This window comes from Alcaligenes ammonioxydans (genome assembly GCF_019343455.1).
GTDB lineage: Bacteria > Pseudomonadota > Gammaproteobacteria > Burkholderiales > Burkholderiaceae_B > Alcaligenes > Alcaligenes ammonioxydans.
The window spans coordinates 58,239-83,486 of sequence record NZ_CP049362.1 but is presented as its reverse complement, the minus strand read 5'-3'; the positions used below and the strand labels follow the sequence as shown (position 1 = coordinate 83,486).

The 25,248-nt window shown below is 58.9% G+C and carries 24 protein-coding genes; 6 read left to right on the top strand and 18 right to left on the bottom strand.

The window, feature by feature from the left end; all coding sequences use genetic code 11:
* Genes FE795_RS00365 through FE795_RS00355 form a run of 3 tightly spaced genes read left to right on the top strand, consistent with a single transcriptional unit; the run spans position 1 to position 2,894 of the window.
* Positions 1-915, top strand: coding sequence for an ABC transporter permease (locus tag FE795_RS00365; protein WP_003800632.1), 915 nt, complete (start codon positions 1-3; stop codon positions 913-915).
* Between the two features lie 3 nt (positions 916-918).
* A complete protein-coding gene (locus tag FE795_RS00360; RefSeq protein WP_219235399.1) occupies positions 919-1,893 on the top strand; it encodes an ABC transporter ATP-binding protein in 975 nt (324 codons plus the stop codon).
* The gene (locus FE795_RS00355; RefSeq protein WP_003800634.1) at positions 1,890-2,894 is read left to right on the top strand and encodes an ABC transporter ATP-binding protein; all 1,005 of its coding nucleotides are present in this window, start codon (positions 1,890-1,892) and stop codon (positions 2,892-2,894) included. Before FE795_RS00360 ends, FE795_RS00355 begins: the two co-directional genes overlap by 4 nt.
* A gap of 135 nt (positions 2,895-3,029) precedes the next feature.
* Here FE795_RS00355 and panD read toward each other — a convergent pair whose 3' ends face one another.
* Entirely contained in the window at positions 3,030-3,593 is a 564-nt protein-coding gene (panD, locus tag FE795_RS00350) for an aspartate 1-decarboxylase (RefSeq protein ID WP_003800635.1), read from the bottom strand.
* A 261-nt stretch (positions 3,594-3,854) separates the two neighbouring features.
* Between panD and FE795_RS00345 the strand changes: the two genes are divergently transcribed.
* Entirely contained in the window at positions 3,855-4,634 is a 780-nt protein-coding gene (locus FE795_RS00345; protein ID WP_003800636.1) for an ABC transporter ATP-binding protein, read from the top strand.
* Between the two features lie 340 nt (positions 4,635-4,974).
* On the opposite strand, the gene FE795_RS00340 is transcribed toward FE795_RS00345, so the two are convergent.
* Positions 4,975-5,592, bottom strand: a complete 618-nt coding sequence (locus FE795_RS00340; protein WP_003800637.1) for a flavin reductase family protein — start codon at positions 5,590-5,592, stop codon at positions 4,975-4,977.
* Between the two features lie 161 nt (positions 5,593-5,753).
* On the opposite strand from FE795_RS00340, the gene FE795_RS00335 reads away from it, so the two are divergent.
* Entirely contained in the window at positions 5,754-6,731 is a 978-nt protein-coding gene (locus FE795_RS00335; protein WP_003800638.1) for an AraC family transcriptional regulator, read from the top strand.
* Between the two features lie 9 nt (positions 6,732-6,740).
* On the opposite strand, the gene FE795_RS00330 is transcribed toward FE795_RS00335, so the two are convergent.
* The 5 genes from FE795_RS00330 to FE795_RS00310 are packed head-to-tail and all read right to left on the bottom strand — an operon-like array spanning position 6,741 to position 11,965.
* Complete coding sequence (locus tag FE795_RS00330; RefSeq protein WP_059318405.1) at positions 6,741-8,333, bottom strand: phytoene desaturase family protein; 1,593 nt, start codon at positions 8,331-8,333, stop codon at positions 6,741-6,743.
* 1 nt (position 8,334) lies between these two features.
* Entirely contained in the window at positions 8,335-8,946 is a 612-nt protein-coding gene (locus FE795_RS00325; RefSeq protein ID WP_003800641.1) for a flavin reductase family protein, read from the bottom strand.
* Between the two features lie 25 nt (positions 8,947-8,971).
* On the bottom strand, positions 8,972-10,216 hold the full coding sequence (locus FE795_RS00320) for a styrene monooxygenase/indole monooxygenase family protein (protein ID WP_003800644.1): 1,245 nt from the start codon (positions 10,214-10,216) through the stop codon (positions 8,972-8,974).
* Positions 10,217-10,272: 56 nt separating this feature from the next.
* Positions 10,273-11,055, bottom strand: coding sequence for an SDR family oxidoreductase (locus FE795_RS00315; RefSeq protein ID WP_003800645.1), 783 nt, complete (start codon positions 11,053-11,055; stop codon positions 10,273-10,275).
* Between the two features lie 22 nt (positions 11,056-11,077).
* Positions 11,078-11,965, bottom strand: a complete 888-nt coding sequence (locus tag FE795_RS00310; RefSeq protein WP_003800647.1) for a SphA family protein — start codon at positions 11,963-11,965, stop codon at positions 11,078-11,080.
* Between the two features lie 329 nt (positions 11,966-12,294).
* Here FE795_RS00310 and FE795_RS00305 point away from each other — a divergent pair, with 329 nt between their 5' ends.
* Entirely contained in the window at positions 12,295-13,680 is a 1,386-nt protein-coding gene (locus tag FE795_RS00305) for a DUF6056 family protein (RefSeq protein ID WP_219235397.1), read from the top strand.
* Positions 13,681-13,817: 137 nt separating this feature from the next.
* Here the strand turns inward: FE795_RS00305 and FE795_RS00300 are convergent, their stop codons facing one another.
* From FE795_RS00300 to FE795_RS00250, 11 genes are all read right to left on the bottom strand, one after another.
* Positions 13,818-14,855, bottom strand: coding sequence for a TRAP transporter substrate-binding protein (locus FE795_RS00300; RefSeq protein WP_003800651.1), 1,038 nt, complete (start codon positions 14,853-14,855; stop codon positions 13,818-13,820).
* Positions 14,856-14,944: 89 nt separating this feature from the next.
* Complete coding sequence (locus tag FE795_RS00295; protein ID WP_003800654.1) at positions 14,945-16,234, bottom strand: TRAP transporter large permease; 1,290 nt, start codon at positions 16,232-16,234, stop codon at positions 14,945-14,947.
* Positions 16,235-16,249: 15 nt separating this feature from the next.
* Positions 16,250-16,753 carry a TRAP transporter small permease gene (locus FE795_RS00290; RefSeq protein ID WP_003800657.1) on the bottom strand — a complete coding sequence of 168 codons (504 nt, stop codon included), beginning with the start codon at positions 16,751-16,753 and terminating at the stop codon, positions 16,250-16,252.
* Positions 16,754-17,289: 536 nt separating this feature from the next.
* The gene (locus tag FE795_RS00285) at positions 17,290-18,021 is read right to left on the bottom strand and encodes an SDR family NAD(P)-dependent oxidoreductase (protein ID WP_003800659.1); all 732 of its coding nucleotides are present in this window, start codon (positions 18,019-18,021) and stop codon (positions 17,290-17,292) included.
* A 20-nt stretch (positions 18,022-18,041) separates the two neighbouring features.
* Complete coding sequence (locus FE795_RS00280; RefSeq protein WP_003800661.1) at positions 18,042-18,443, bottom strand: Zn-ribbon domain-containing OB-fold protein; 402 nt, start codon at positions 18,441-18,443, stop codon at positions 18,042-18,044.
* The gene (locus tag FE795_RS00275) at positions 18,443-19,624 is read right to left on the bottom strand and encodes a thiolase family protein (RefSeq protein WP_219235395.1); all 1,182 of its coding nucleotides are present in this window, start codon (positions 19,622-19,624) and stop codon (positions 18,443-18,445) included. The genes FE795_RS00280 and FE795_RS00275 overlap by 1 nt, the downstream gene beginning before the upstream one ends.
* Positions 19,625-19,628: 4 nt before the next feature.
* Positions 19,629-21,260 carry an AMP-binding protein gene (locus tag FE795_RS00270; RefSeq protein ID WP_219235392.1) on the bottom strand — a complete coding sequence of 544 codons (1,632 nt, stop codon included), beginning with the start codon at positions 21,258-21,260 and terminating at the stop codon, positions 19,629-19,631.
* Between the two features lie 19 nt (positions 21,261-21,279).
* Complete coding sequence (locus tag FE795_RS00265; protein WP_003800667.1) at positions 21,280-21,762, bottom strand: aromatic-ring-hydroxylating dioxygenase subunit beta; 483 nt, start codon at positions 21,760-21,762, stop codon at positions 21,280-21,282.
* A 2-nt stretch (positions 21,763-21,764) separates the two neighbouring features.
* Positions 21,765-23,099 (bottom strand): aromatic ring-hydroxylating dioxygenase subunit alpha, encoded by a 1,335-nt coding sequence (locus tag FE795_RS00260; RefSeq protein WP_003800670.1) that lies wholly within the window; start codon positions 23,097-23,099, stop codon positions 21,765-21,767.
* 24 nt (positions 23,100-23,123) lie between these two features.
* The gene (locus FE795_RS00255; protein ID WP_059318411.1) at positions 23,124-24,092 is read right to left on the bottom strand and encodes a PDR/VanB family oxidoreductase; all 969 of its coding nucleotides are present in this window, start codon (positions 24,090-24,092) and stop codon (positions 23,124-23,126) included.
* 319 nt (positions 24,093-24,411) lie between these two features.
* Positions 24,412-25,200: a cyclase family protein gene (locus FE795_RS00250; protein WP_003800674.1), complete on the bottom strand. Its 789-nt coding sequence runs from the start codon at positions 25,198-25,200 to the stop codon at positions 24,412-24,414.
* Positions 25,201-25,248: the final 48 nt, after the last annotated feature.

The following is a 25,248-nucleotide window of genomic DNA, read 5'->3' as shown; positions in this document are numbered from 1 at the left end:
ATGTTCGCTAAATTGAAAAATGCCTGGGATAGCGATCTGGTCTGGTCCTGGCGTCACTCCCCCGTGGCCATTGCGGCCACCATCATGGCCCTGCTGCTGTTTATCGGCGCACTGGGTGCCCGCTGGGTGGCTCCTTACGACCCATTCGATCTGACCTCCATCGACCTCATGGATGCCTTGCTGGCCCCGGCCTGGTCGGAAAACGGCTCCCCCCAATACTGGTTGGGGACCGACAGCCAGGGCCGCGATCTGTTTTCGGCGCTGCTGTACGGGACGCGTACCTCCTTGCTGATCGGACTGGCCTCGGTGGCCCTGTCCATGATCGTGGGCATCGTGCTGGGGCTTCTGGCCGGTTACTCCGGTGGCCGTGTCGATGCCTTCATCATGCGGGTGGCCGATGTACAGCTGTCTTTCCCGGCCATCCTGATTGCCTTGCTGATCGACGGCGTGGCCCGTGCCGTCTTCCCCTTGAGCATGCACGATGTTGTGGCCTTTCCTGTGCTGATCGGGGCCATCGCGCTGGCCGGCTGGCCACAATATGCCCGTACCGTGCGCGGTTCCACGCTGGTGGAAAAGAACCGTGAATACGTGCAGGCTGCTCGTGTCATTGGCGTGTCCTCGCCACGCATCATGTTCAGCCATGTACTGCCCAACGTCATGGGTCCGGTTCTGGTCCTGGCTACCGTGCATCTGGCCACCGCCATCATTACCGAGGCCACCCTGTCCTTTCTGGGCGTGGGCGTTCCAGCCACCTCGCCGTCGCTGGGCACCCTGATCCGCATCGGTAACGACTTCCTGTTCTCGGGCGAATGGTGGATCACGATCTTCCCCGGCCTGATGCTGGTACTGCTGGTGCTGTCGGTCAACCTCCTGGGCGACTGGTTGCGTGACGCCCTGAACCCCAAATTGAGCTGAGCCATGACTGCACTCTTAACTGTCCAAGACCTGTGTGTCGAATTTCCGACCCGGCGCGGCGTGCTCCAAGCCCTGGATCATGTGTCCTTTTCCATCGCTCCCGGCGAGGTGCTGGGCGTGGTGGGCGAGTCCGGCGCCGGCAAATCCCTGACGGGTTCCTCCATTATTGGTTTGCTCGATGCCCCCGGTCGCATCAGCGGTGGCCAGATCCTGCTGGAAGGCGAGCGCATCGACAATCTGAATCAGGACCAGATGCGCAAGATTCGTGGCCGCAAGATTGGCGCGATTTTCCAGGACCCGCTCACGTCGCTGAACCCGCTCTATACCGTAGGCCATCAGTTAGCCGAGACCATCGTCACGCACCTGCCCCTGTCCTGGAAACAGGCACGGGAGCGCGCCATCGAATTGCTGGAAGCCACCGGCATCCCGGCCGCGCGTGAGCGTATCGACCACTATCCGCACCAGTTCTCCGGCGGCATGCGCCCACGGGTGGTGATTGCGCTGGCCCTGGCGGCCGAGCCCAAGCTGATCGTGGCCGACGAACCTACCACCGCCCTGGACGTGTCCATTCAGGCGCAGATTATCGACCTGCTCAAAACACTCTGTCGCTCGCAAGGCACCTCGGTCATGCTGATTACCCACGATATGGGGGTGATTGCCGAAACTGCCGACCGCGTGGCGGTGATGTACGCCGGTCGCATCATCGAAGTGGGCCCGGTGCAAGATGTCATTCAACAGCCCAGCCACCCCTATACCCGTGGTCTGATGCGTTCCATCCCCAATCTGCACGGTGGGCTGGAACGTCTGGAACAAATCCCCGGCAGCATGCCGCGGCTAAATGCCATTCCGCCCGGCTGTGCGTTCAATCCACGCTGCGACCGACGTTTTGATCGCTGCCTGGTCGAACGCCCCGAGCTGATGCCCGTTCCCCCTCAGACACAGGCAGCCTGCTGGCTGCATGCACAGGAGTCCGCATGAGCGCCCCAAAACAAGCCCTGGTCCAGGTCAAGGACGCCGCCTGCTGGTTTGATGTGTCCCCGCCCTTGCTGGAACGCCTGGTCTACCGCAAACCCAAAGTCAATCTGCGCGCGGTCGATGGTGTCAGCTTCACCTTGAACAAGGGTGAAACCCTGGCGCTGGTGGGCGAATCGGGCTGCGGCAAATCCACGGTGGCCCGTTTGCTGACGGGCCTGTATTCGCTGACACGCGGCGACATTCTGTTTGATGGTCAGTCCCTGCAATCCATGGACAAGGCCAGCCAGAAAGCCATGCGCAAGCGCCGTCAGATGATTTTTCAGGACCCCTATGCCAGTCTGAATCCACGCTGGCGCGTGGGCCGCATTATTGCCGAGCCGCTGGTTACCCACACGGACATGAGCCCTGCCCAGCAGCAAGCCAAAGTGGCCGAGCTGCTCACCCAGGTAGGCCTGAACGCCAGTGATGCCCAGCGCTATCCGCACCAGTTCTCCGGCGGTCAGCGTCAGCGCATCTCGATTGCCCGTGCTCTGGCTTTGCAGCCCGAGTTCATCGTCTGCGACGAACCGACCTCGGCGCTGGACGTGTCGGTGCAGGCACAGGTCCTGAACCTGATGAAGGATTTGCAGCGCGAGCTGGGGCTGACCTATCTGTTCATCTCGCACAACCTGGCCGTGGTGCACCACGTAGCCGACCGGGTGGGTGTCATGTATTTGGGCCGAATTGTGGAAATTGCGCCACGCGACGACTTGTTCGCACAGCCCCGTCACCCCTACACGCGCATGTTGCTGGGAGCCATTCCCGACATGAGCGGGGCGGGTAAAAGCCGCATTCCGGTAGCGGGCGAAGTCCCCAACCCGCTAAACCCACCTTCGGGCTGTACATTTCACCCGCGCTGCCCGCTGGCCAATGATCGCTGTCGCCGCGAAGCCCCGGCCTTGCTGCAAACCGGGCCGCAGGAAGTGGCTTGTCATGCCGTAGAAGAAGGGCGCGATCAGGCTTGATGTAAAAACGCTGCGGTCACTGTCAAAGGCAGTGGGTGCAGCGTTTCTTTTATTCTTGTCGACAACCACGCCTGAATGCGCAGGGTGAGGATGTCCTGATGAACAGCCGGGCCATGACGGCCCGGCACTGCCAGATCAGTTTTGTGCAGCGGCAGGCGCGAAATCAGCCAGATGGCAGGACAGGATATCGGCAATAGCACGATCATCCAGGCCACGCGAACGCAGATCCGCGGACAGGGCATCCACGTCGACCCGGGCCAGTGGGCGCTCGGCACCGCGAGGACGCTCGTCGCGTACCACACGGAAGTCGTAATCACGCTGGGCCGTTTTGGCCACTTCATAATGCATGACTTCGTCCACTTCATTTTCAGGCGTAAACGTCAGCACGGTAGGGCGCAGGGAATACAGATCTTCGGAGTTCATCACGTATTCAGTGGCGCAAATGATGACGGTGTCGCCTTTTTGACAGGTGCGGGCTGCCGCGCCGTTCAACACCACGCAGCGCGAGCCGGGTTCACCGAAAATCACATATGTAGAAATACGGGCTCCGCTGTCCTTATTCCAGATTTCCACAAACTCCATGGGTAAAATGCCCGCTTGTTCGCAGATTTCCGGATCCAGGGTGATCGAGCCGTGATAGTTCAAGTCGGCACCGGTCACCTTGATACCATGCAGCTTGGCACGGACCACTTTTTTCATGACAACACTCTCTAGAAACAGGTCCCCGAATACGGACACCTAAGCTTGGCTAACACGCGGTTTGCGCCGCGCCCTTAGCCCGATCAGGGCTGGGGGAAAGACTGCATCATAAACCCAGAAATGCGCGCAAATCCGTTTAGACCCACAGATTTGTACGGGAAAACCACAGGTCCAATGATTTTCCTGGCGGCCAGTCTGTGCTGTAATCCCCTCTGCCGCCTCGCACCGGTCTTTTTTATTTTCAATACGATACCGCTTTCCATGCCCAACCTGCTCATCGAGAATATTCACAAACGCTACGGCTCCCTGGAGGTCCTCAAGGGAGTCTCTCTCAGCGCGGAACCCGGTGACGTCATCAGCCTGATCGGTTCCAGCGGTTCGGGCAAAAGTACTTTCCTGCGTTGCATCAATTTCCTGGAAACACCCAACTCCGGCCGTATCGTCATCAAGGGCGAGGAGCTGAAAACCCGTCTGGACCCCAAAACGGACGAGCTGGTTGCGGTCGACAAGCAACAACTCAAACGCTTGCGTACCAGTCTGGCCATGGTTTTTCAGCACTTCAACCTGTGGTCTCACATGACCGTGCTGGAGAACATTACGGCCACGCCCATTCATGTACAGGGCATGGACAAGGCCCAGGCCATTGCCAAAGCCGAACAGTATCTGGACAAAGTGGGGCTGTCGCGCGATCTGGCCAAGCAGTACCCGGCCTTTTTGTCCGGCGGCCAGCAACAACGTGTGGCCATTGCCCGAGCCCTGGCCCTGGAGCCCGAAGTCATGCTGTTTGACGAGCCTACCTCGGCACTGGACCCGGAGCGGGTCGGTGAGGTATTGCGCGTTATGCAGAATCTGGCCGAAGAAGGGCGCACGATGGTGGTGGTCACTCACGAAATGAGCTTTGCCCGCAATGTGTCCAGCAAAGTGGTGTACCTGCACGAGGGCCTGATCGAAGAAGAAGGCCCACCGGAAGAAGTGCTGGTGTCGCCACGCAGCCCTCGATTGGCACAATTCCTGGCGGCGGGTGGTTCGTCCAAGGGCTAAGATCTGCGCCTACGGTGCGCAGTGCGGCTTGACGGGTCTTTGACGGCCTCTTTCAGGTCGCTCAGATCGACAGGTCATCGGGCTAGTGCGAAGCAGCAAGTTCGCTGAGCCTGCCCGACTGCGACATTACCGAAACACCAGATAGCCGGAGCGCCGGGCCGCCGGGCCACCGGATGTGCCTCGACAGGCCAAACCGCCTAAACACTCCGGCTCTCCCTGAGCCCACATAAAACCAACGGCGCCTTGCGGCGCCGTTGGTTTTTCATCCTGGGCATCCTTGCCTGCAAGCCTGCTCAATAGCCGCCCAGCAGCGCTTCTGACGCCTGTTGCTTCATGCCGCTCAGGACTTGGGGCGTGGCATATCAAACAAGGTCAGGTCTGTAATCTCAAAATAATCGCCGGGGCCGCCGCCACGCAGAATCGGGCGGGGGATAGCGGTGCGGTAAATGCCGTCCACAATGCTGTTGGGCGACACATGCACACCCACCACTTCACCCAGAACCATCCAGGTATTCAGGTCCTTGCCTTCCGAGTCTTTCAACTGAAAATGGGTCGTCACCTTGCACTCCAGCGAGGCAGGGCTCTCGCCCACACGGGGGGCATCGATCAGGCGGGAGTCCGCAGGTGTCAGGCCAGCAACTTCAAATTCGCGCACGTCCTGTTCCAGGCTGGTCATGTTCATGGGCTCGGCCAGATCACGCGTGGCCAGGTTCCAGGTAAAAACGCCGGTTTCAATGGCGTTGCGCACGCTATCCTTGTAGCCCACGCTGGAAAAAGCGATGACGGGAGGGCGGTAGTTAAACACATTGCAGAAGCTGTATGGGGCCAGATTCAGCACGCCATCCTTGCTTTTAGTGCCGATCCAACCAATGACACGAGGACCCACAATCGAGCTGATGGGGTCGTGGCGCAGTCCATGGCCTTGGGTGGGTTCATAAAAGTGAAAGTCTTTCTGCACGGTTCTCTCGATTAATAAACACAAGAAACTAAACGGGACTGCGGGAAATCCCGATGGCCCACTGATATACTTTACAACTAAAATAAAGCCGCTGCAAACCGTTGAAACTCAAGGTTTTATGTCTCCTTCCTGTCTTTCAGAACCATCTAGGCGCATGAAACATGGAAAATAAGCCCGATCACTGGGCACGTGTAGCTTCTGCTGACCTGGAACAGGTGCGCAAATCTGTCAGCGACATGATCAAGTCGCACCAGCTCAAGCAGTTACGTGCCGACCAGACCCTGCAAACCCGGCTGCGCCACGCCCAGTTTGGTCAGGTCGCCTTGAGCCGCCTGGGCTATGGCGCCGACGTCCACATTCAACCCGATCATCTGGCCGGTTTTTACCTGATCCAGATGCCTCAGTACGGCACCGCCAAGGTGCGCTGCGGCAATCAGACCGTGGACTCCAGCCCCTATGCGGCCACCATCCTCAACCCCAACGAGGATGTGGATATGATCTGGCACGCCAATAATGAGCAATTAATGCTCAAGATCGATCGCAATCTGGTCGAGCAGGCCGCCCGCGGCATGGGCCTGGATGTGGGCCCGCAAGGTTTGCTGTTTCCGGTGCGCCTGCAGGCGCATACCCAGCCTTCCTGGCAAATCATGCTGCGTTATGTGCTGGACTGCGCGCGCAACTACGAGGACATCCGACGCTCTCCGCTGATTATCAACCAGCTGGAGCAATTGGCCGTGACGACCCTGCTGGACCTGCACCCGCCTGCCCAGATTCAGCCGGTCAACCCGACCCGCATCCTGCCGCGCCATCTGAAAAAAGTCGCCAGCCATTTGCATGAACAGGCTCACCTGCCTGTCACGGTGGACGAGCTCAGCGCCATTGCGGGCGTCAGTTCGCGCACGTTGCAACAGGCTTTCCGGGATCACTACGGGGTCAGCCCCATGCAGTATCTGCGCCAGGTTCGGCTGGATCGTCTGCGCCACGAACTGATTCACTCCAACGAACCGCATCTGACACTGGCCGATCTGGCCATGCGCTGGGGCTTTGCCCACCAGGGCCGTTTCAGTGCCGAATACCGCAACCGCTTTGGCGAAACGCCCAGCGAAACTTTGCAGCGGGTGCGCGGCGGTCAGCACTGAAGCAGCGCCTCACCCTTTCAGGATGCGCTGGGCCGCCAGATAGCCGGACTGCCCGCCCAGGCCTGGACCCGGATGCACCGACGCACCAATATGGTGCAGATTGCGCCAGGGGGTGGCGCCACTGCGCGCGTTCTTGTGTCCCGCAAAAGGACGCATGAAAAAGAACTGATCGGGCGAGCACACACCGCTGTAGGGGTCGCCCCCGACCAGATTCATGTTCAAGGCTTCCAGGTCCGCCGGGCTGACGCTGCGACGCCCGATAATCTTGGCGGCCAAGCCGGGCATGACCGTTTCCAGTCGGGCCTGCACACGGTCGGCCATGGCCTCGCGCACTGCCTCGTTCCAGCGCCCATCAGCGGGCACGGCAATTTCGCCTGCCTCGTCACCTTTGATATGACGGGGCAACTCCTGCATTTGAACCCACAAAATCCAGTGTCCTTCCGGCGCGCGGCTCACATCCACGGCCACCGGCTGACCGACGGCCAGCGTCGGTTTGGCGGGCAGATAGCCATTACTGGCCGTCACCACCGAGGAGCAAACCTGCTCCATGCTTTCGGTGACATGCACCATGGGAACATGGCGCAATTCCGGGTCCACCCAGTCGGGCGGCGCATTCAAGGCAAAATGAATCTGCATGCCGCCCCGGCCATAGTGATAATCCTGGGCAGACTTCACCAGAGCGGGTGGTGCATCCGGCACCAGATCACCATACAGCTGGCCGGGCGTGACATTGCATACCACGGCACGACGCGCCAGATAGCGCTGGGCGCCGACACACACGCCGCTCGCCTTGTTCCCCTCGACCAGCACCCGATCCACATGCGAGTTGGTCAGAACCGCCCCCCCTGCTTGTTCAATAATGCGGGTAAACGCTTTCACAATCTGGTCACTGCCACCTTTGACCACGGGCATGCCGCCGCTGACCACGGCACTGAAGGTCAGCTTGCCGATCAGGGCCGAGCTGGCCTCGTCCGGGCCCAGGCCACTGTGCAGCACCCAGGGCGCAATCATCGCGCGGGCCAGATCGCTGCGCAGATCGCGCATGGCCCAGCGTCGGAAACTTTCCAGGGCCTGCGAACCGAAGGACATCAAGCCATCCAGCCCGCGTTCACGCCAGGCCCCAAAAGCCAGCTTGGCCATCGGCCAGCGGTAAGGCTCACCCCCGAGCAGGCCAAACACCAGGCCGGCATCCGGGCCAAACATGCGGGCCGCCATGGCTCCCAATGCATCGCCTTCACCCGGCATCACGGCATTGAAACGGCGTACCGTATCGTCCATATCCTGACGCAAGGCCAGCGCCGGTCCCCCCGGAATGGCCAGTCCCGTGCTGTATTCACCCTTGACGAACTCCAGTCCCGCCTTGGCCAGGGGTTCGGCCAGCGCGGCATAAGACGCTCCCCCCATAAAGAGGGGATACCAGCTCGACAGAACATCGTGGGTAAAGCCGGGAAACAGCTCCTCGGTACGGATACAGCCTCCCGCCACCGCATTGCGCTCCAGGACGGTCACCGACAGGCCGCGCTGGGCCAATAGGGCGGCGCAGGTCAGGGAGTTCATCCCGCTGCCGACAATAACGACATCAGCGCTATGCGCGTCACTCATTTCAACGCTCTCCGTCCGGCGTGGTCAGGCTGGCGAAACGACCCCGGTGAAATACCGCGGGCTCGTGCTCGGTCAAGGTGGTGTGACGCACCACACGGCCAATGAACAAGGTATGGTCACCCCCTTCGTGCTGACGGTAGTTCTCGCATACAAAGGTCGCGACACAATCGTCCAGCAAGGGCACGCCTTCCTCGCCATCCACATGCGAGACCAGCGCAAACTTGTCCTTGACCTGGGAATTGGCAAAGCCCAGGGCCACAGGCACCTGCTCCTGGCTGATCACGTTGATGGCAAAGTGGCTGCAGTTCTCAAACACCGCCAGATTGGGAGAATGATTCACCAGACTCCACATCACCAATGGCGGCTCCAGCGACAAGGATGTAAAGGAGTTGATCGTCAGCCCCACCGCCCGGCCATCAGGACAACGTGTGGTGACAATGGCCACCCCCGTTGGAAAATGGCCCAGTGCCTGGCGAAACGCACGGCTATCGACCACATTCAGATTGGACGGTGTGGGTTTGGCGTCAGCGGCTGCCAACGCTTGGGCAGACACAGCCTGCCGCTGGGCAGCGGTGGGGGACGAGGAGTCTTGCAGCGTTGCGGTGGGGGTCATGGTACGTCTCCTTGAATACGGTCTATCAGGCAGCCACAGACTGACTGCGCGTTTTCTCAATCAAATCCTGAGCGGCGGTCAAATCTTCCCAGGCCGGGAACAGCACCGGCGGGTGGTTAAAACTGTTGGCCAGGAAGTGGGCCAGAGCAGGCGATTGCTGGGCCGAAGTCAGCAAGGCGAACGAAGAATCGGTTGGCGGCTTCAACATGGAGTTGGTCCAGCGCACCACCAGATTGGCGTAATCCCAGTAACGCTCAAACGTGGCCTGCATCCAGTCACGGTCAAACGCGCCTTCACCGCGTTGCAGGATGCTGTCCAGATATACCTGGGCGGCTTTGGCAGCATTATTGGAGCCTTGGCCAGTAATGGGATCGTTCACGACGACGGCATCACCCAAGCCCAGCACCATGCGGCCCGACGGCAGGGTCAGCACAGGTTTGCGTACGGTGGGAGGGAACGCGCCAGACAGGTAACCCTGGGCATCGGTCAGTTCAACATTACGGGCACGATCTGCTTCCCAAGGCAGAAATTCACGCAAGAATGACAGGCTTTGTTCCAGATGCGCCTCTGGCGTCTTGGCCTCGCGGAACCGATCCAGCGGACCACCGGGCACCCCTTCAAACACCATGATGTCGCACGGACCCGACAGCGTCAGCGAAGGAAACACAAAGTATTCGCCCACACCCGGAATGAAGTTAAACGACACACGCGAGTACTCAGGCGTAGGCTCCAGACCGTGTACGTAGGTCAGGGCCAGAGCGCGCTGGGGTTTGTCGTACATGGAGCGCTCATCGTCACGCTCGAACAGTTTGACCACTTCGCCCTTGCCGGCAGCCAACATGGTCAGATCGTATTCCTGGGTGATGCGCTCCAGTTCAGCCACGCCCACATCTTCCATGATCAGCTTGCCGCCGCGCTGCTCGAACACTTCCAGCCAGTAAGGCATCTTTACGCGCTGGTCAGTTGCCTGGGCTTCACGATCCAGACGGCCACTCCAATCGACGGCCTTGGTGTCAGGCTGTTCAGGGTTGGGCAGGGCAAAACCGATGCCCTGCACGGGTGGACATTCGTCGTCCCAGAAGTTCAGGCCCAGACGGCGCTCTACATCCAGCGCCTCGGCAAACATGCACTGGCTGGACATCACGCGGCCACCACGAATATCGTCGGGACTGCGGTTGGTGAAAACGGCTACGTCGTAGCCCTTGGCCAAAAGACCGAATGCAACGGGCATGCCAGCCTGGCCAGCGCCCACAATAGCAACTTTACGCATGATTTTTTCCTTCTGAGGGAGCGAGGGATGCCATCGACGCGGCATCCCGGTTTTTCTTATTCAGCCAGCTTGGGGATGGCCGGTACCCCTTGCTCAGGGCCCATGGCCGAGTAACCGCCATCCACGGCGTAATCCGCCCCGGTGACGAAACTGGCCGAATCCGAGAGCAGGAAGGCCACGACTTCACCCACTTCCTGGGGGTCACCCACGCGGCCCAGCATGTGAAAAGCTGAAGCCACACGATCAGTTTTGGCGCGGTCACCGCCGGTCAGCTCATCCATCACGCGCGACCAGATCCAGCCGGGCGAGACCGAGTTGACGCGAATACCGTCAGGGGCAAAGTCCAGGGCCATGCTGCGTGTCAGTTGGAGCAGGGCGGCCTTGGAGACCGGATAGAGCCAGCGTCCGGTTTGCGCAATTGACGAGGAGATGGAGGTGAAGTTGACGATGGAGCCCCCTCGCGGCAACAAGGGGCGCACCGCCTTGGCCGCCTGCACCGCGCTGACCAGATTAATGTCCAGCGCCTTGAGCCAGTCCGCACGGCTGGACGCCATGCCTTCATCCAGATAGGAGCAGGCCAGATTGACCAGACCATCCACACGGCCAAAGTGCGCTTTCACCTGTTCAATGGCGGCATTCAGGCTGTCATCGCTGGTAATGTCCACTTCCCAGAATCTGGCCTTGGCAACGTCGTTGCCAACGGCGATCTGCCCGCCTGCGGCATCAATGTCAAACACAGCCACTCGGGCGCCGTAGCCCATCAGCACCTCGACCACGCCGGCGCCCACACGCGTGGCGCCGCCGGTCACGATGACTACCTTATCCTTCAGTCCTTTCATGTCGCTCTCCTGCCGCGGGCCCTTAGAACGGAACCGCTACTTTTACAAAAAACTGTTTACCTTCAGGACGACCCCGCACACCCAGATCCTGCTGATACTTGGCCGTAATCAGCAGCCCTTTATCGTTGGCGTAACGCAGGCTCGGGCCAATGGCAAAGGAACGGGCCTTGCCATCACCAGCCATGGGGCCATGGTCGCGTTCAATCTGTTGATAGGCGTAACCACCCACACCCAGCACCAGACCGTTCCCGAAGCCCCAGCCCAAGGCGTAGTCCGCATGAATGGCTTTACCCGTGCGGGTCTCGGTATCGCTGTTGCGCATGTTGAAGTCCACCATCAACTTCACATCCCAGTTGATGCCACTGGGCTGCATGTAGCTAAAGGCGGCGGCCGGCTGGATGGCCCAGTAGTTACGACCCAGATTGGCGCTATCGCCCACCTTGTAACGACCGGTAGGCGCGACAAAGTCCACGCCCAGGATGTAGTGCATCTTCTCGCTGGGATGAAAGCCCAGCGCAGGACCGAACACCACATCGCCCAGACCGCTGCGGCGCTGGGACTGACCAGCCGCTTGCGCCTTGACGGTCAGCAGGGGAGCCAGAGCGTGGAACGCCAGTTGCCCACCCAAGACTTGCTGATCGGTCACCCACACCAGGCGAGGGGCCACCATGGCCACATCCACCTTGAAATCGGGAATAGGCAGCTTGTCGCCGTTTTTGTCGCGCACCGAGTCATAGCGCATGGCACCGCCATACATCAGCATATGCACGCCGGGCGGAGGCAAGGCCCCGCTCATGAAGTTTTCCAGACCGTCCGGGTAAATCGGCAAACCGTTTCCCTCAATGGCATAGGCCGGGCCTGCAGCCACAACACCCACTCCCAATGCCACGGCGGCTATTTTCTTTGTCATGTCCCCCACGTCCGTTCTCCTTTTGTTTTTAGATATGACGATGGAGCCAATGGTAGAAGTGCCGTTTGCGCCGGTATATCCACTTTGCGCAGCGCCTGGCCAATAAGCGCAAGAAGCCGCAAAAGCAGGGAAAACCCCGATTTGGTTTAGATTTAAAGAATGACATTCGGTAAAGCTGTTAAACGCTACGTTTCAACGAATGTCTGCGATAATTTCCTGTCTTTCCGCCTGGTCGATATTCCTGTTTACCAAGGCTTCAACACGCAGGGCCGCGGATACGGTGTCATGCCAAGGCCGGGGTCTGCTCACACGTACCGCTGTTCCTTTCAATGAGCTCCAGCCTCCCTTACGCTGAGTCGCGACTCAGCCTGCCTTTGCTCGGCCCCCGTTTTGCTATCTGGACCTTCATTTCCTTTGTGATGCTGGCGCTGACGGCGACCTGGTCCATCTACCGACTCACGCCGATGATTTCGGACGACTTCAGCTATGCCAACAAAGGCATTGCCTGGGACGCAATCGCGCGCCACTACCTGCACTGGAGCGGCCGGCTGGTCTCGGATACCCTTTCCAGCGCCCTGCTCAGTCTGGCGCCACCCTGGTTAAAGGCCAGCCTGGGTACCGCCGCCCTCGCAGGCGTGATCCTGATCCTGTCAGCCCTGGGGGCCAGGCTGGCCGGACAGACACTGCGTCCTTCCATCGTGCTGCTGGTTTTCATGCTGTATTGGCTCATGAACCCGGATCTGGGGCAGACCACCTTTTGGCTGGTGGGGTCAGCCAATTACTTATGGCCCAATCTGTTCAATTTTGGTTTTGCTCTGGCCTATGTCTGGCGTCTGCAAAAAGGGACGACATCGCCGGCAATCGGTCTGGGCCTGTGTGCGCTTGCCGTATTGGCAGGCTGCTCCAACGAGAACACCGGTATCATCAGCTGGTGCCTGCTGGCCGGCCTGAGTATTCAACGTTACCGGCGCACGCGATCCCTCGGAACCTGGCCCCTGATCTGGCTGGTATGCATGGGGATCGGAGTCAGCCTGCTGGTATTGGCGCCCGGCAATCAGGTGCGCGCCGAATTCTTTACCGCCTGGTACGACCAGCCTCTGACCTGGCGCCTCTGGGAGCACTTCAGCCGCCGCTTTCCTGATGCCATGTTGCGCTACTGGGGAGTGATCCTGGTCATGCTGGTCTGGCGTGTCTGGAGCGGACCCACCACCAGCGCGCCGGCAAGACGCATGATCTGGCTGCTGGTCGCCGCCTCGCTGCTGGCCAACGCCATCTTGATGCTGGCCCCCAATATCCCCAAACGGGCCTTGAATGGTTCTTTCATGTATCTGCTGGTGGCCCTGTCGATCTACGGACATGATCTGCTGGCTCGATCCGCCCATCGCGCAAACATCCAGCGCGCGCTGACCTTGACGCTGGGCGTGTGCGCCGTACTCTGGCTGGTGTCCACTGCTCTGATACTGCGCAGTTATTACGGCACCTGGCAACAAAATCATGTACGGCAAGCCCTTATTGCCCGGGCTATCGAACAGGGTCACACCCATATCGACCTGCCTGGATATCACTTCAGAACCACGCTGCGCTCAAGGGATCGATTCGATACCTACTTCAATGGCGAGGCCATGGCCAGGTACTACGGTATCGAGGCCAGTATCGCTGAATACGCAGTCAGACAGCATTACGACCTGGGTTCAGGAGCACCACCCAAGCCCTGATGCACAGCTCCAGGGCGACATGACCGTACCGATGCCAGCACGCCACACAAGCAAGGACCTGTCAGCACGCGAAAAAAACCCCGCCGTCCTCTTGGACAGCGGGGTCAGGTCCCTGGCAGGGCGCTGTGCGGGCTGCTTTACTTGGCCGCGCTCAGCTCTTTGATCTGCTCACGGAAATAAGCCAGCGCTGCTTTGCCATCCACGCCTTTCTTTTCAGCCGCCTTGATCCAGTCCTCTTCAACAAAGGCCAGACGCTCTTTCAATTGATCGGCCGCCTCACCTTCCAGACGCAGCGTTTTCAAGCCGGCAGCCGTGTGCTTTTCAATCGCCTTTTGCTCGGCGGCTTGCCATTTGGAACCGAAATCATTGGCAATCCACTCGCCACTGATCTTCTCAATAGCCGCGCGGTCGGCCTCGGACAAGCTCTTCCACTTGCGCTCGTTCATGAACAGGTACTGGCTGGATTTACCGAAACCACCTGGGACCGACACAGCGGTCTTGACCAATTTGTCCAGTTTCCAGTTATCCAGCTGGTCGTACTGGAAGTACATGCCGTCGATCACGCCACGCGACAGCATTTCGTAGCTGTCAGAAGCCGGTGCGTTCACGGTCACGATGCCCAGTGCTTTGCCGATGGCATCAAACAGAGGGCTGGGCGAGCGCAGCTTCTTGCCTTTCAGATCGTCAATGCTTTGCACATTGTCCTGGCTGGTGAAGATCACCGTGGCCGGACTGGTCCACATGCCCAGCAATTTCACGCCTTTGTGCTCATTCGCATCCATCATGAATTTTTCATAGGTGCGCCAGTAGGCGACCGAGTTCACACCGCCGTCATCAGTGGTGAACGGCAGCTCAGCAAACTCGATCAAGGGAAAGCGGTTGGCGGTGTAGCTATGAACCGACATGCCCAGATCGGCAATGCCATTGCGCACCAGATCCATGTGCGCCTGCGGCTTGCCCAGCGCATTGATGAACTCGACCTTCACACGGCCTTCGGTGGCTTTTTCCACTTCCTGGGCCCAGGGCTCGAACATATTGGTCACAATGAAGTGGCCAGGTGGCATCCACTGGGAAAAACGCAAAGTGGTCACTTCAGCAGCCACCGACGGCATCGTCGGTGCCAGCGCTGCCGCCGCCAGGCCCAGGCTCAAGGCCAATTTCTTGAAAACACGCATCTCGACTCCTCGTAAATTGTTTTGCTGCCGGGTCGTTACGGCCCGGCGGTGTACTGCTGCCCGGATCACCACTGCATCCGGGCCGGGTTTTACATACTGTTTGGAATGACCAGAACAATCCAGGGAACAAACACCAGCAAGAGCAAACGCAGAATGTCCATCATGACAAAGGGTGCAACCCCGCGGATGATGGTGCCCAGGGGAACATCGGGCATCACGTTCTTGATCATGAAAATGTTCAGACCCAAGGGTGGGGTTATCAGGCTGATTTCAGCCGCGACCACCACGATCACGCCAAACCACACCAGATCAAAGCCCAGAGAGGCGACGATCGGGTAAAAAATAGGCACCGTCAGCATGACCATGGACATGGTTTCCAGGAAACAACCCAGAACCAGGTAGATGGCACAAATGATCAGGATCACCATGATGGGCGAGACATCAATGCCTTCGATGAAGCTGAGCAACTGATTGGGCAAGCCCGCAACGGACAGGAAGTTGGTAAAGACCAGCGCACCAATGACCAGCGCAAACATGATGGCGGTGGTCTGCGCCGCTTCGATCAGCACCGTCAGGTACATGCGGGGCTGCCAGCCACGACGCTTGAGGGTCAGCAAGAAGGTGGCCGCAGCACCAATGCCGGCGGCCTCGGTCGGTGTGAACACACCGCCGTAAATCCCCCCCATGATGACAATGAACAGCACGGTAATGGCCATCACGCCTTTGGTTGCCTCAAAGCGTTCGCGCCAGCTGGCTTTCTCACCGGGACGGCCCAGACTGGGGTTGATCGCGGTAATAATCATGACCGTGATCAGGTACATCAGCATGGCCACCATGCCGGGCAGGAAACCCGCCGCGAACAGCTTGCCGATATCGGTTTCGGTCAAGATCCCGTACACCACCATCATCACGCTGGGCGGAATCAGAATGCCCAGCGTGCCGCCCGCAGCGATACTGCCGGTAGCCAGACGATCGTCATAGTTGTACTTGCGCATATTGGGCATGGCCACCCGGCCCATGGCCGCTGTAGTGGCCATGCTGGAACCACAGAGCGCACTAAAGGCACCACAGGCAACAATGGTTGCCATGGCAAGACCACCGCGCAGGTGACCGATAAAGGCGTGAGCGGCCTTGTACAGGTCTTTGGACAGACCCGAAGCGTTGACCAGATTGCCCATCAAGATAAACAGCGGCAACACTGTAAAGCTATAGCTCATGGCCGTGTCATAGCTGGTTTGTGCCGCCATGATCAGGGCCGCTTCCATGCCTGTAAAAAAGGCAAAACCCAATGTGCCAACCAGCAACATGCCCCAGGCAATGGGCAGACCCAGAAACAGGCTACCGAGCAGAACAAGCAGTCCGATAATAGAAATCAACATGAAAAAACTCCGTCTTTATCGGCGTGGAGAGCTAAAAATCTTGAGCAAGGCAGCCAAGGTGGCAATGCCGGTCATGATGGCGATGATGTAGGCAAAGGGGGCAATCGGCACTTGCAAGGCGTTGCTCATATCCCCGTACTCGTTCAATTCGGTGGCGTGCTTCCACAAATAGAAAGTGAGCACTGCCAGCATGAAGGTAGAGATCAGATTGATCACAAACTGCTGGACACGACGAGCCGCCGGACCCAACCACGCATCAATCAAACTGACGGTCAGGTGTTGCTGGTGCCAGGTGACACGCGGCAACGCCGAAAAAATCAGCACCCCCAGCAACAGTTCGCTGGCCTCATACGCACCCAGTAAAGGGGCGTGAAACACGTAGCGGCCTATCACGTCCACGGTAGTGATCCCTGTCATCAGGATCAAGATGACCACACAGGCAGTATCCAGAATTGTCTCAACAACCCGTACTACTCCACGTGAACGCACCAGCTCCATTCCTGGCAGATCGTCGTTCATTACAGCTCCACTTATTTTGGCCCGACAAGGCCTGTTTTTTGGGTCATCATGCGCCCCGTAAAACAGGGTCACATTGTTATATTTCTGTTCTAAATAGTTTATAGATGAACAAATCCAGGTAAATAGAAAGAAACCCTTAATTCCATCCAAAATCATGAATTCGTGGTTTCTATCTCACATGGCAAGAATTGGTGTCACAAGACATCCGGCTGAGCCGATACATGGACAAAAGCCCGCCCTTCACACGGCCTTCAAACCTCGCCGGGCGAGCGCACGAACCCGACAACATTGGCTTGAGACGGGTCGAAAACAAAGCAGACCCGCGCGCTGACGTCCCACATTTGCCATCAGGTGAACGCCACTGCAGAGCCAGGCACCAAAAACAGGCAAGCGGCCCTAGGTCTGCCCCCCAATCCAATCCACCCAAATAAAAACCCCCTTGAGCCGGCAAGGGGGTTTTCAGAGGCAAGCCGGCAAATGGGCTGCGCCTCACGCGCACGTAGGGCGCGATCATCGTCAACCCAGCCGCAAACAGGTCAGATGATCAACGTGCCCACACTGGCACCACCGCAGACATACAGAGTCTGACCGGTGATGAAGCTGTTCTCAGGGTCTGAAAAGAACATCGTGGCGCGGCTGATATCGTCCGCGCGGCCCAGGCGTTTGACCGGAATGGAGGCGGCCAGCTTGGCTTCGCGCTCGCTTCCGGCTTCCACCACGTCGTAAAACATATTGGTGGTGATCGGGCCGGGGGCAATCACGTTGACCGTAATGCCCTGGTCAGCCAGTTCCAGCGCCCAGGTGCGAGCCATGCCCAACATGCCGGCCTTGGTCGCTGCATAGGCAGTCCGGGTTTGCAGACCCAGCGCGCCGCGCGAGGACATCAGCACGATCCTGCCAAAGTGGCGCTCGCGCATACCGGGCACCACCGCCTGGGTAATCTGCAAGGCAGCGCCCAGGTGGATCTGGGTCAGACCCTGCAAATCTTCCAGTTTGACCTCATCGAGCAAGGCCGGCCAGATCACGCCGGCGTTATGAATGAAGTGGGTCACATCAAAGCGCTCGGCAATGTCTTTTGCCGCCTTCTCGGTTGCTGCTGCATCCAGCAGATCCACCTGCACGCAGTGCAGACGTTCGTGCGTCCAGGGCAACACATTGCGCGCCATGCTGATCACGGTGTAACCCTGATCGAGCATCTTGCGACAAATGTCTTCACCAATACCGGTGCTGCCGCCCGTCACGATGGCGGTGTATTGAGCTTGTGTCATCTTGTTGTCTCCAGGCAAATTCAGGGTGCAGGGCGCGCTACCAGCACGGCTACGCCACCCGCATCCAGTTCCAGACTCAGGCGCACTTTCTCGTCCGCCTGCCCACCTTCAGGCAAGTGGGCGATGGCGAACGGGCCGCAATCCAGCGCAACGGTACCGATACGCCAGGGCAGTCGTGCCTGAAAGTAGGGCTCGTTGCTGTGATGCAAGGTGGTGGTGGCCTGCAGCACGCCCGTATCGGGCACGGCCTGCCAGTTCAGCGTGGTGTGCAAACAATGGCCGCACACATCGCGGGCGGGATACTGCACCGTGCCGCAGGACGGGCACACTTGCAGGGCAAACTCACCACGCCGTGCGGCGTCGGTAAGGCCAACTGCCGTGGCGCTGCGTGCGCCCGGTGGCAAGATTTGGGTATCGCTCATCACTGCCCCCGTTCCAGCAAGGCCGCGGCAGTACAGATGCCACGGTCATAATTGATCATGCCAAAACCGGACACCAGACCGATGCGGGCATTGGCCACTTGCATATCACCCGCGGTACCCGTCAATTGGCGCAAGGCCTGAACCAGACCCAGATAACCACCGGCTGCGCCTGCCTGGCCTACCGACAACTGGCCGCCACTGGTATTGAAGGGAAAGCTGCCGTCTACGGTAAAGGTGTTCTTGCGAATGAATGCCGGGCCTTCGCCCTTGGCGCAGAATCCCAGGTCTTCAAACTGCAGGACGTTGATGACAGGGTAGTCATCGTAGGTTTCCATGAAATCCACGTCTGCCGGGGTGAGGCCCGCGTGCTCGTAGAACGCATCCTTGTCCATGGCCCAGCCACCACGATGCTGTACCGCATCTTCAGGGAAGGCATTATGACGCTCGATGGTGGAACGAATACGGACATAAGGCAGGCCCAATGCTTCGGCCTGTTCACGACGCATCACCAGATAACCTTCGGCTCCGGCGCAAGGCATCACGCAATCGAACAAATGGATGGGGTCGGCAATGACACGCGCATCCATGTACTGTTCCAGCGTCAGCGGTTTTTTCATCAGGGCATGCGGGTTGCGCAGCGCATTGTCACGCTGGGCGACGCACAGCTTGCCGAAATCTTCACGCGTGGCACCGTAGTGACGCATGTAGTAGTCCGTCAGCAGCGCAAAGCTGGCATTGGGACCACCGGCACCGTAGGGGTAGACGGCATCCTGCGAAAAACGCGAAAAGCCCGACACCGTGTTCTTGAAGGATTCACGGTGGTTGGTATCGCCCGCAATACACGCCACGATGGACGCATCGCCACACTGCACGGCACGGGCCGCACGACGCATGGCCACCACGCCGCTGGCACCGCCCATGGGGATGTGGTCCAGCCAACGCGGGCTCATTTGAAAATGCTGCATCACGCCTACGGCGGTGTCCGAACCCAGCGTGAAACTAGACACGCACACGCCATCGACATCGGCTTTTTTCAGGCCGGACTGGGCCAGCAACTGGCCCAATGCCGCACCCAGCCACCAATGCGCGGTCTGCTCGGAATGGCGCTCGTAGGGAATGGTCACCGGAGCGACCAGCACCACATCGTCATAGCCCTGGCGGGCTGCTTGCGGCAAGGCCATGGGCTCAGGCCTCCTGACGTTTTTTCAGGTGATTCGTGTTCACGCAGGCCGGGTTTTCCAAAGCGGCCAGGGCCACTGTTTTCAGCTCACCACGCTGAATCTTGTTGGTCGAGGTCAGCGGCAGGGCATCCACAAACAACACGTAGCCGGGCACCTTGAAATAGGCCAGCTGGGTCAGGCCCCACTGCACCATTTCCTGGGCAGCCTGTTCGCGCTGTTCCTGGGTTTCGATGGGAGTGTGCGGCACCACCAGCGCCATCACTTCATCGCCACGGATGGCGTCGGGCACGGCGGCCACGGCAATGGAGCGCACCAGCGGGTGCTGCTGCATGATGTTTTCCACTTCCACGGCAGCGATGTTCTCGCCACTGCGACGGATCACGTTCTTTTTACGGTCCACAAAGTGCAGATAGCCTTGTTCGTCACGGCAAACGATGTCGCCCGTGTGGAACCAGCCGCCTTCCCAGGCTTCATCAGTCGCCGCCGGGTCTTTCCAGTAACCGGAGAAAAAGCCGTAGCGTGGGTTGTCACCGGCCGAGCGCACCAGCAGCTCGCCGTTTTCACCGGCCTGAGCAGGTTCGCCATCGTCTTTACGCAGCAGCACTTCCACCACGGGCATTTCCTTGCCAAAGCAGGAGGTGCCGATAAAGCGGGGTTCGTGATTGGCGATGATGCTGGCACCGGCGCCCGTTTCCGTCATGGCCCAGGCTTCCAGCAACGGAAAACCAAAGCGTTCTTCAAAAATAGGATGCAGACCACGGTCCACACCAGCGCCAAAACCAAAGCGCACATTGTGTTGACGGTCTTTTTCGCTGGCCTCGGCCTTCATCAGGATGGCAGGCATCACACCCAGGTAATGCACCACGGTTGCGCCGGATTCGCGCACCGAATCCCACCAGCTGCGTGGGTGGAAACGGTCCAGGGAGATCAGGCAGCCGCCGGTCTTGATCATGGCCATGGTCGAGCAGGCCATGGCGTTCATGTGAAACAGGGGCAACGGGGTCAGCATGCGCTCCTTGCCATGCTCCAGCGAGGCCAGACCACCAATATCGCGGTACCACTCACCGGCATAATGAAAGTACTGGTTCGACAGCATGCAGCCCTTGGGGCGACCTGTCGTACCAGAGGTGTACAACAGGGCACATTCGCTGTGCTCATCGGGAATGTCACAGGAGCGGGCGGCGGCACGCTCCACCATGGGCGGCACATCGCCGTCGGCCATGATGGCAAAGGGCTGGCCTGCACGCTGGGCCGCTTCCACCAGATCCTGGTGACGGCTGGGCAGTGCAATGGCCATGATCATTTCGGAATGGCCAATCAGGTACTCCAGCTCGGCAGCGCGCAGGTCCGGATTGATCGGCACAATCGACACGCCCAGGCTGTTCAAGGCAAACCAGTGCAGGAAAAATACGGGGCGATTCTCCAGCAAAATGCCGACGCGATGGCCGTGGCCATAGCCCGCGGCGGCGTAAGCCCCGCGCAGGGCGTCAATGCGTTCCAGCGCCTGACCGTAGGTCAGCTCACCCGCTTCAATACCGTAGATCTGGGCGGTCTCAGGCAGGGTACATACAAAGGGCTTGTCGCCCCATTTCTGGGCGGTGTCTCGAAAAGCCTGGTAGACCGTGGTGTTGGCCATCAAAAATTCTCCTGTCCTGTCACATAAACAACTGGATATTGCCAAAGGGCGCGTCGCAATTGAGCAGATCCACCCGTTTGAGCCGGATTTTCAACGCGTCGTCCTGGCGCACCAGGGTGTAGGTACTCCAACCTACATAGATATCCTGCTTGTCGCCGCGCGTTTCCGTGTAATGGAAGGCGCAACGTACCGTGTATTCGCCTTTTTCCTCGTCCATGCTTTCCACCGTGGGTAGCTGGAGCAGGTGATGACTGCGGCTTTTGGGCTGCTGGGAAAAAGTGCGACGGCCAGCCAGACGCTCAACACGAATACGCAGCAAAAGCTTGTCCTCGTGCATCAGGGAGGCATGCAATCGGGCGTCTTGCTGATCGTGTGCCAACGGCATCCAGTAGTAACCATCTTCGGTAAACAGATCGAGCCATTGCTCATAATGCTGTTCATCGAGCAGGCGGGCTTCCGCATACACAAAATCGATAAGGGCCTGACGGCTGATTTCGCTCATGGTTATTCCTCTTCTTGTTTAGCCTGCTGCTCGGGCAGCATGAACTTGAGCCAGGCACGGAACTGGGCGCGCATCTGCATTTCGCTGGTGCCGTTGATCACCACGTTCTTTTGCTGGTCTTCGTCTTTTTCCACCAGACGCGCCAGGTTCATCCAGTCGCGTCCCCGCGACTGCAAGCCCTGCTGCGCGCGTTCATACATTTCCAGATCGTCGTGGCCGACCATCGAAGTAGGCGCGTTGATCAGGCGGTTGTACATCAAGGTCCGTTCCAGGAGTGTGTCCGGCGCGCCCACCAGGCGGAAAGTCCAGGACTCCACCAGGGTTTTATCCGCGGCAATGGGCTTGAACAAACGCAGGGTCTGGATCGGGCCCTTGACCATGATGTTGGGGAAGTAACAGGTGTTGTGACGCGTGTCACCCAAAATGGCTTTGGCACGCTCTTCACCGTAGGCTTCGACCATCTGGTCCCAGTAACCGGGGATTTCGGAGTAATCCGCGTGGATGGAGTTGCTCACGCCGGTATGGCCGTGACCGTTTTCCCACACGCGAATACCCATGCCTTCATAGAACTCGTACGGCGACATGAACGGGGCAAACAGCTCAACCGCCATGGGCTTGGGCGTACCTGGAGGGGCCGCTTCCCAGGCTTTTACGGCGGTGCCCGCCGAGGACTCGTGCGCCACCATGGGGTGACAGGTATCGGTCTGGTTATCGACCAGCATTTTCCAGTTGCACTGGTGCATGTAGCGCATCACGCCACCGGCCACTTCCAGGCGGCCTTCGGGGGAGCGATCGACCATATTGTCGATGGTGCTCAGGGACTGGCCAAAGAACTCTTCAAAGCCAATGCCTTCATCGGCCAGACGGCAGAACACAAAATCGCGGTACACCCGCACATTCTTGACCGCCGCCATGCCCTGGCTGGCTTCGGTGCATTCAAAGCCGGTATTTTCGTAACCTTTCTTCAAAGGGATGGACAGCAGGGAGCCATCGGTCTTGAAGGTCCAGGCATGGTAAGGGCAACGGAAGAATTTGCCCGTGTTGCCACAGGTTTCACCGGCCACTTGCACGCCTTTATGCGGGCAGCGGTTGTACAGCACACGGATGCTGTCGTCTGTATGGCGCACCATAATGACGGACTCGGTACCGACCGTCGTGGTGTAGAAGTCACCTTTATTGGGCACCTGGCTGGCATGGCCAACGTAGACCCAGGTATTGGCGAACAACTGTTCCATCTCCAGCTCAAACAGCTCCTGGCTGATGTACAAATCCTTGTGGACCTCGGCCTCGCGTACCAATTCGCGGATGGCCTGGGGATTATCACGATACTTTTCCATCATGTTCTCCGTCGCCGTTGGGCTTTATAGATCCAGCACCAGACGCGGGGTCTTGGCACGAGAAATACAGATCTGGATAACCTTGTTGCTGGCTTTTTCCGAATCGCTCAGGAAATAGTCGCGGTGGTCAACCTCGCCTTCGATCACATCACAGGTACAGACGCCGCATTCGCCGCGCTTGCAATCGATCATGGGGTCCAGGCCCTGCTCTTCCATGACATCAACAATGGTCTTGTCGGCGGGGATCTGCAACGTGACGCCGGTCTGGCGCAGTTCCACCTCGAAAGGCTGGTCCCCTTCCTGCGCAGCCGCGGTCGCGAACAGCTCAAAATGCACATGCTCACTGGGCCAGCCACGCTGCTTGCAGGCTTCGATCACGGCATCAATCATGCCTTTGGGACCGCAAACGTAGATATGCTGATCTTTGGACAAACCATCGAGCAGGGTATTGAGGCAGAACCGGCCTTCGCTGTCGTCCGCGTAATGACGCAGAGCCGGGCCGGACAAGGCGCTCAGCTCATCCAGGAAAGCCAACTGTTCCACGCTGCGCCCTGCATAGTGCAGCTGATAGGGGCGACCCTGGTGATGCAGGGCCGCGGCCATGCTGGCAATCGGGGTGATGCCGATGCCACCGGCAATCAACACGGTCTCGGTTTCACCCTCGACGCCCTCATGCAAAGGGAAATCATTCTTGGGGCCAGCCACACGCAAGGTATCGCCCACTTTCAGGCTGTGCATGTACCGTGAACCACCCGAGCTGTTGTCCTCCAGACGTACGCCCAGACGGTAGCAGCGGGGTCCCTGCGCCATGTCAGCGTCCAGGGAAATCAGGGAATAGCAGCGGTGATCGTTCAGATCAGGAATCTGTACCTGCAGGTGCGAACCCGGCGCAAATGCGGGCAGGGAACCGGCCTGGGCAGGCTCTAGCGTAAAACTGCGAATCAGCGGGGATGCGTTCTGGATATCCCGGATGACGAGTTCAAAAGTATCCATCGTGTGCCTACCATTGAGCATGACTACATCAATTACCCAGCCAACACAGCCAAGCCATGGCATCATGTAGCGCCGCAGGGGGCAAGGGGACGGCCCAAAAAGGCTGCGTAAGGCTCGTCTACTGTCTCCGCTAAAACCGGCTGCCTGACACCGACACTGGCTGTACGGCTGGATCTCTATTCATTCTTTCGTGAATTTGTTTTATTGATGAATAGTTTACGGATAAATATATACTGCCGAATATAATGGAAAACCACTAGGTGAGAAAACAGCAGAACCGTGTCGTACACAATTCTGCCATTTTCTCCCCGTTTTGCGTTTACTGAGCTACCAGTGCGACCACGCGCAGCGGGCTGCCGGAGCCGCCTTCAATCTTCAGAGGGGCCGACATGATCAGTGCGCCCTGAGGGGGCAACTGATCCAGGTTGCACAGGCACTGCAAACCGTAACGGTTGGCGCCGTGCATCAGGGTGTGGCAAGGGTAAGCCACTGGCCAGGCGTAGGATTGGCCCGCATCGGTATTGATGGTTTCAACGCCAAAGCCGTGCACCTTGCGCTCGTGAATCATCCACTCCACCGCTTCCTGAGCTGGGCCAGGCGTATGAGCGCCGTCTTCACGCATGTTCAGAAACGCGGCGGCATCGTTGACACGCTTGGACCAATCGGTGCGAAACAGCACCCAGGCACCTTCAGGGATGCGGCCATGCTGGGCTTCCCAGTTCTGCAAGAACTCGGAGGTCAGGATGAAGTCTTCGTTCTGGGCCACTTCGGCCGAGGCGTCCACCACAACGGCGGGACGCAGAAAGTTGTCGACAGGAATGGTGTCGACGGTGTTGTCCGGATGATCCTTGCCGGAGATCCAGTGAGCGGGCGCGTCAAAGTGGGTACCGGTGTGTTCGCCACAGGTGAAGTTGTTCCAGTACCAGCCTGGGCCATTCTCGTCGTATTGGCTAATGCGCTCAATCGAGAAACCAGCAGTCTGGCCAAACTGGGGGGGCAGTTGCAAGGCGGGGAAGCTGGGAGACAGGGTCTGGGTCAGATCCACGAAACGGACCTGTTTGCTGTCGATTGCCTGGATAAAGGCTGCCAATGGGTTCTTGTCGCTCATTTCATCTCCTACGGGGATCTTATGTCATCGTTATAAGTGCCTGTCCTG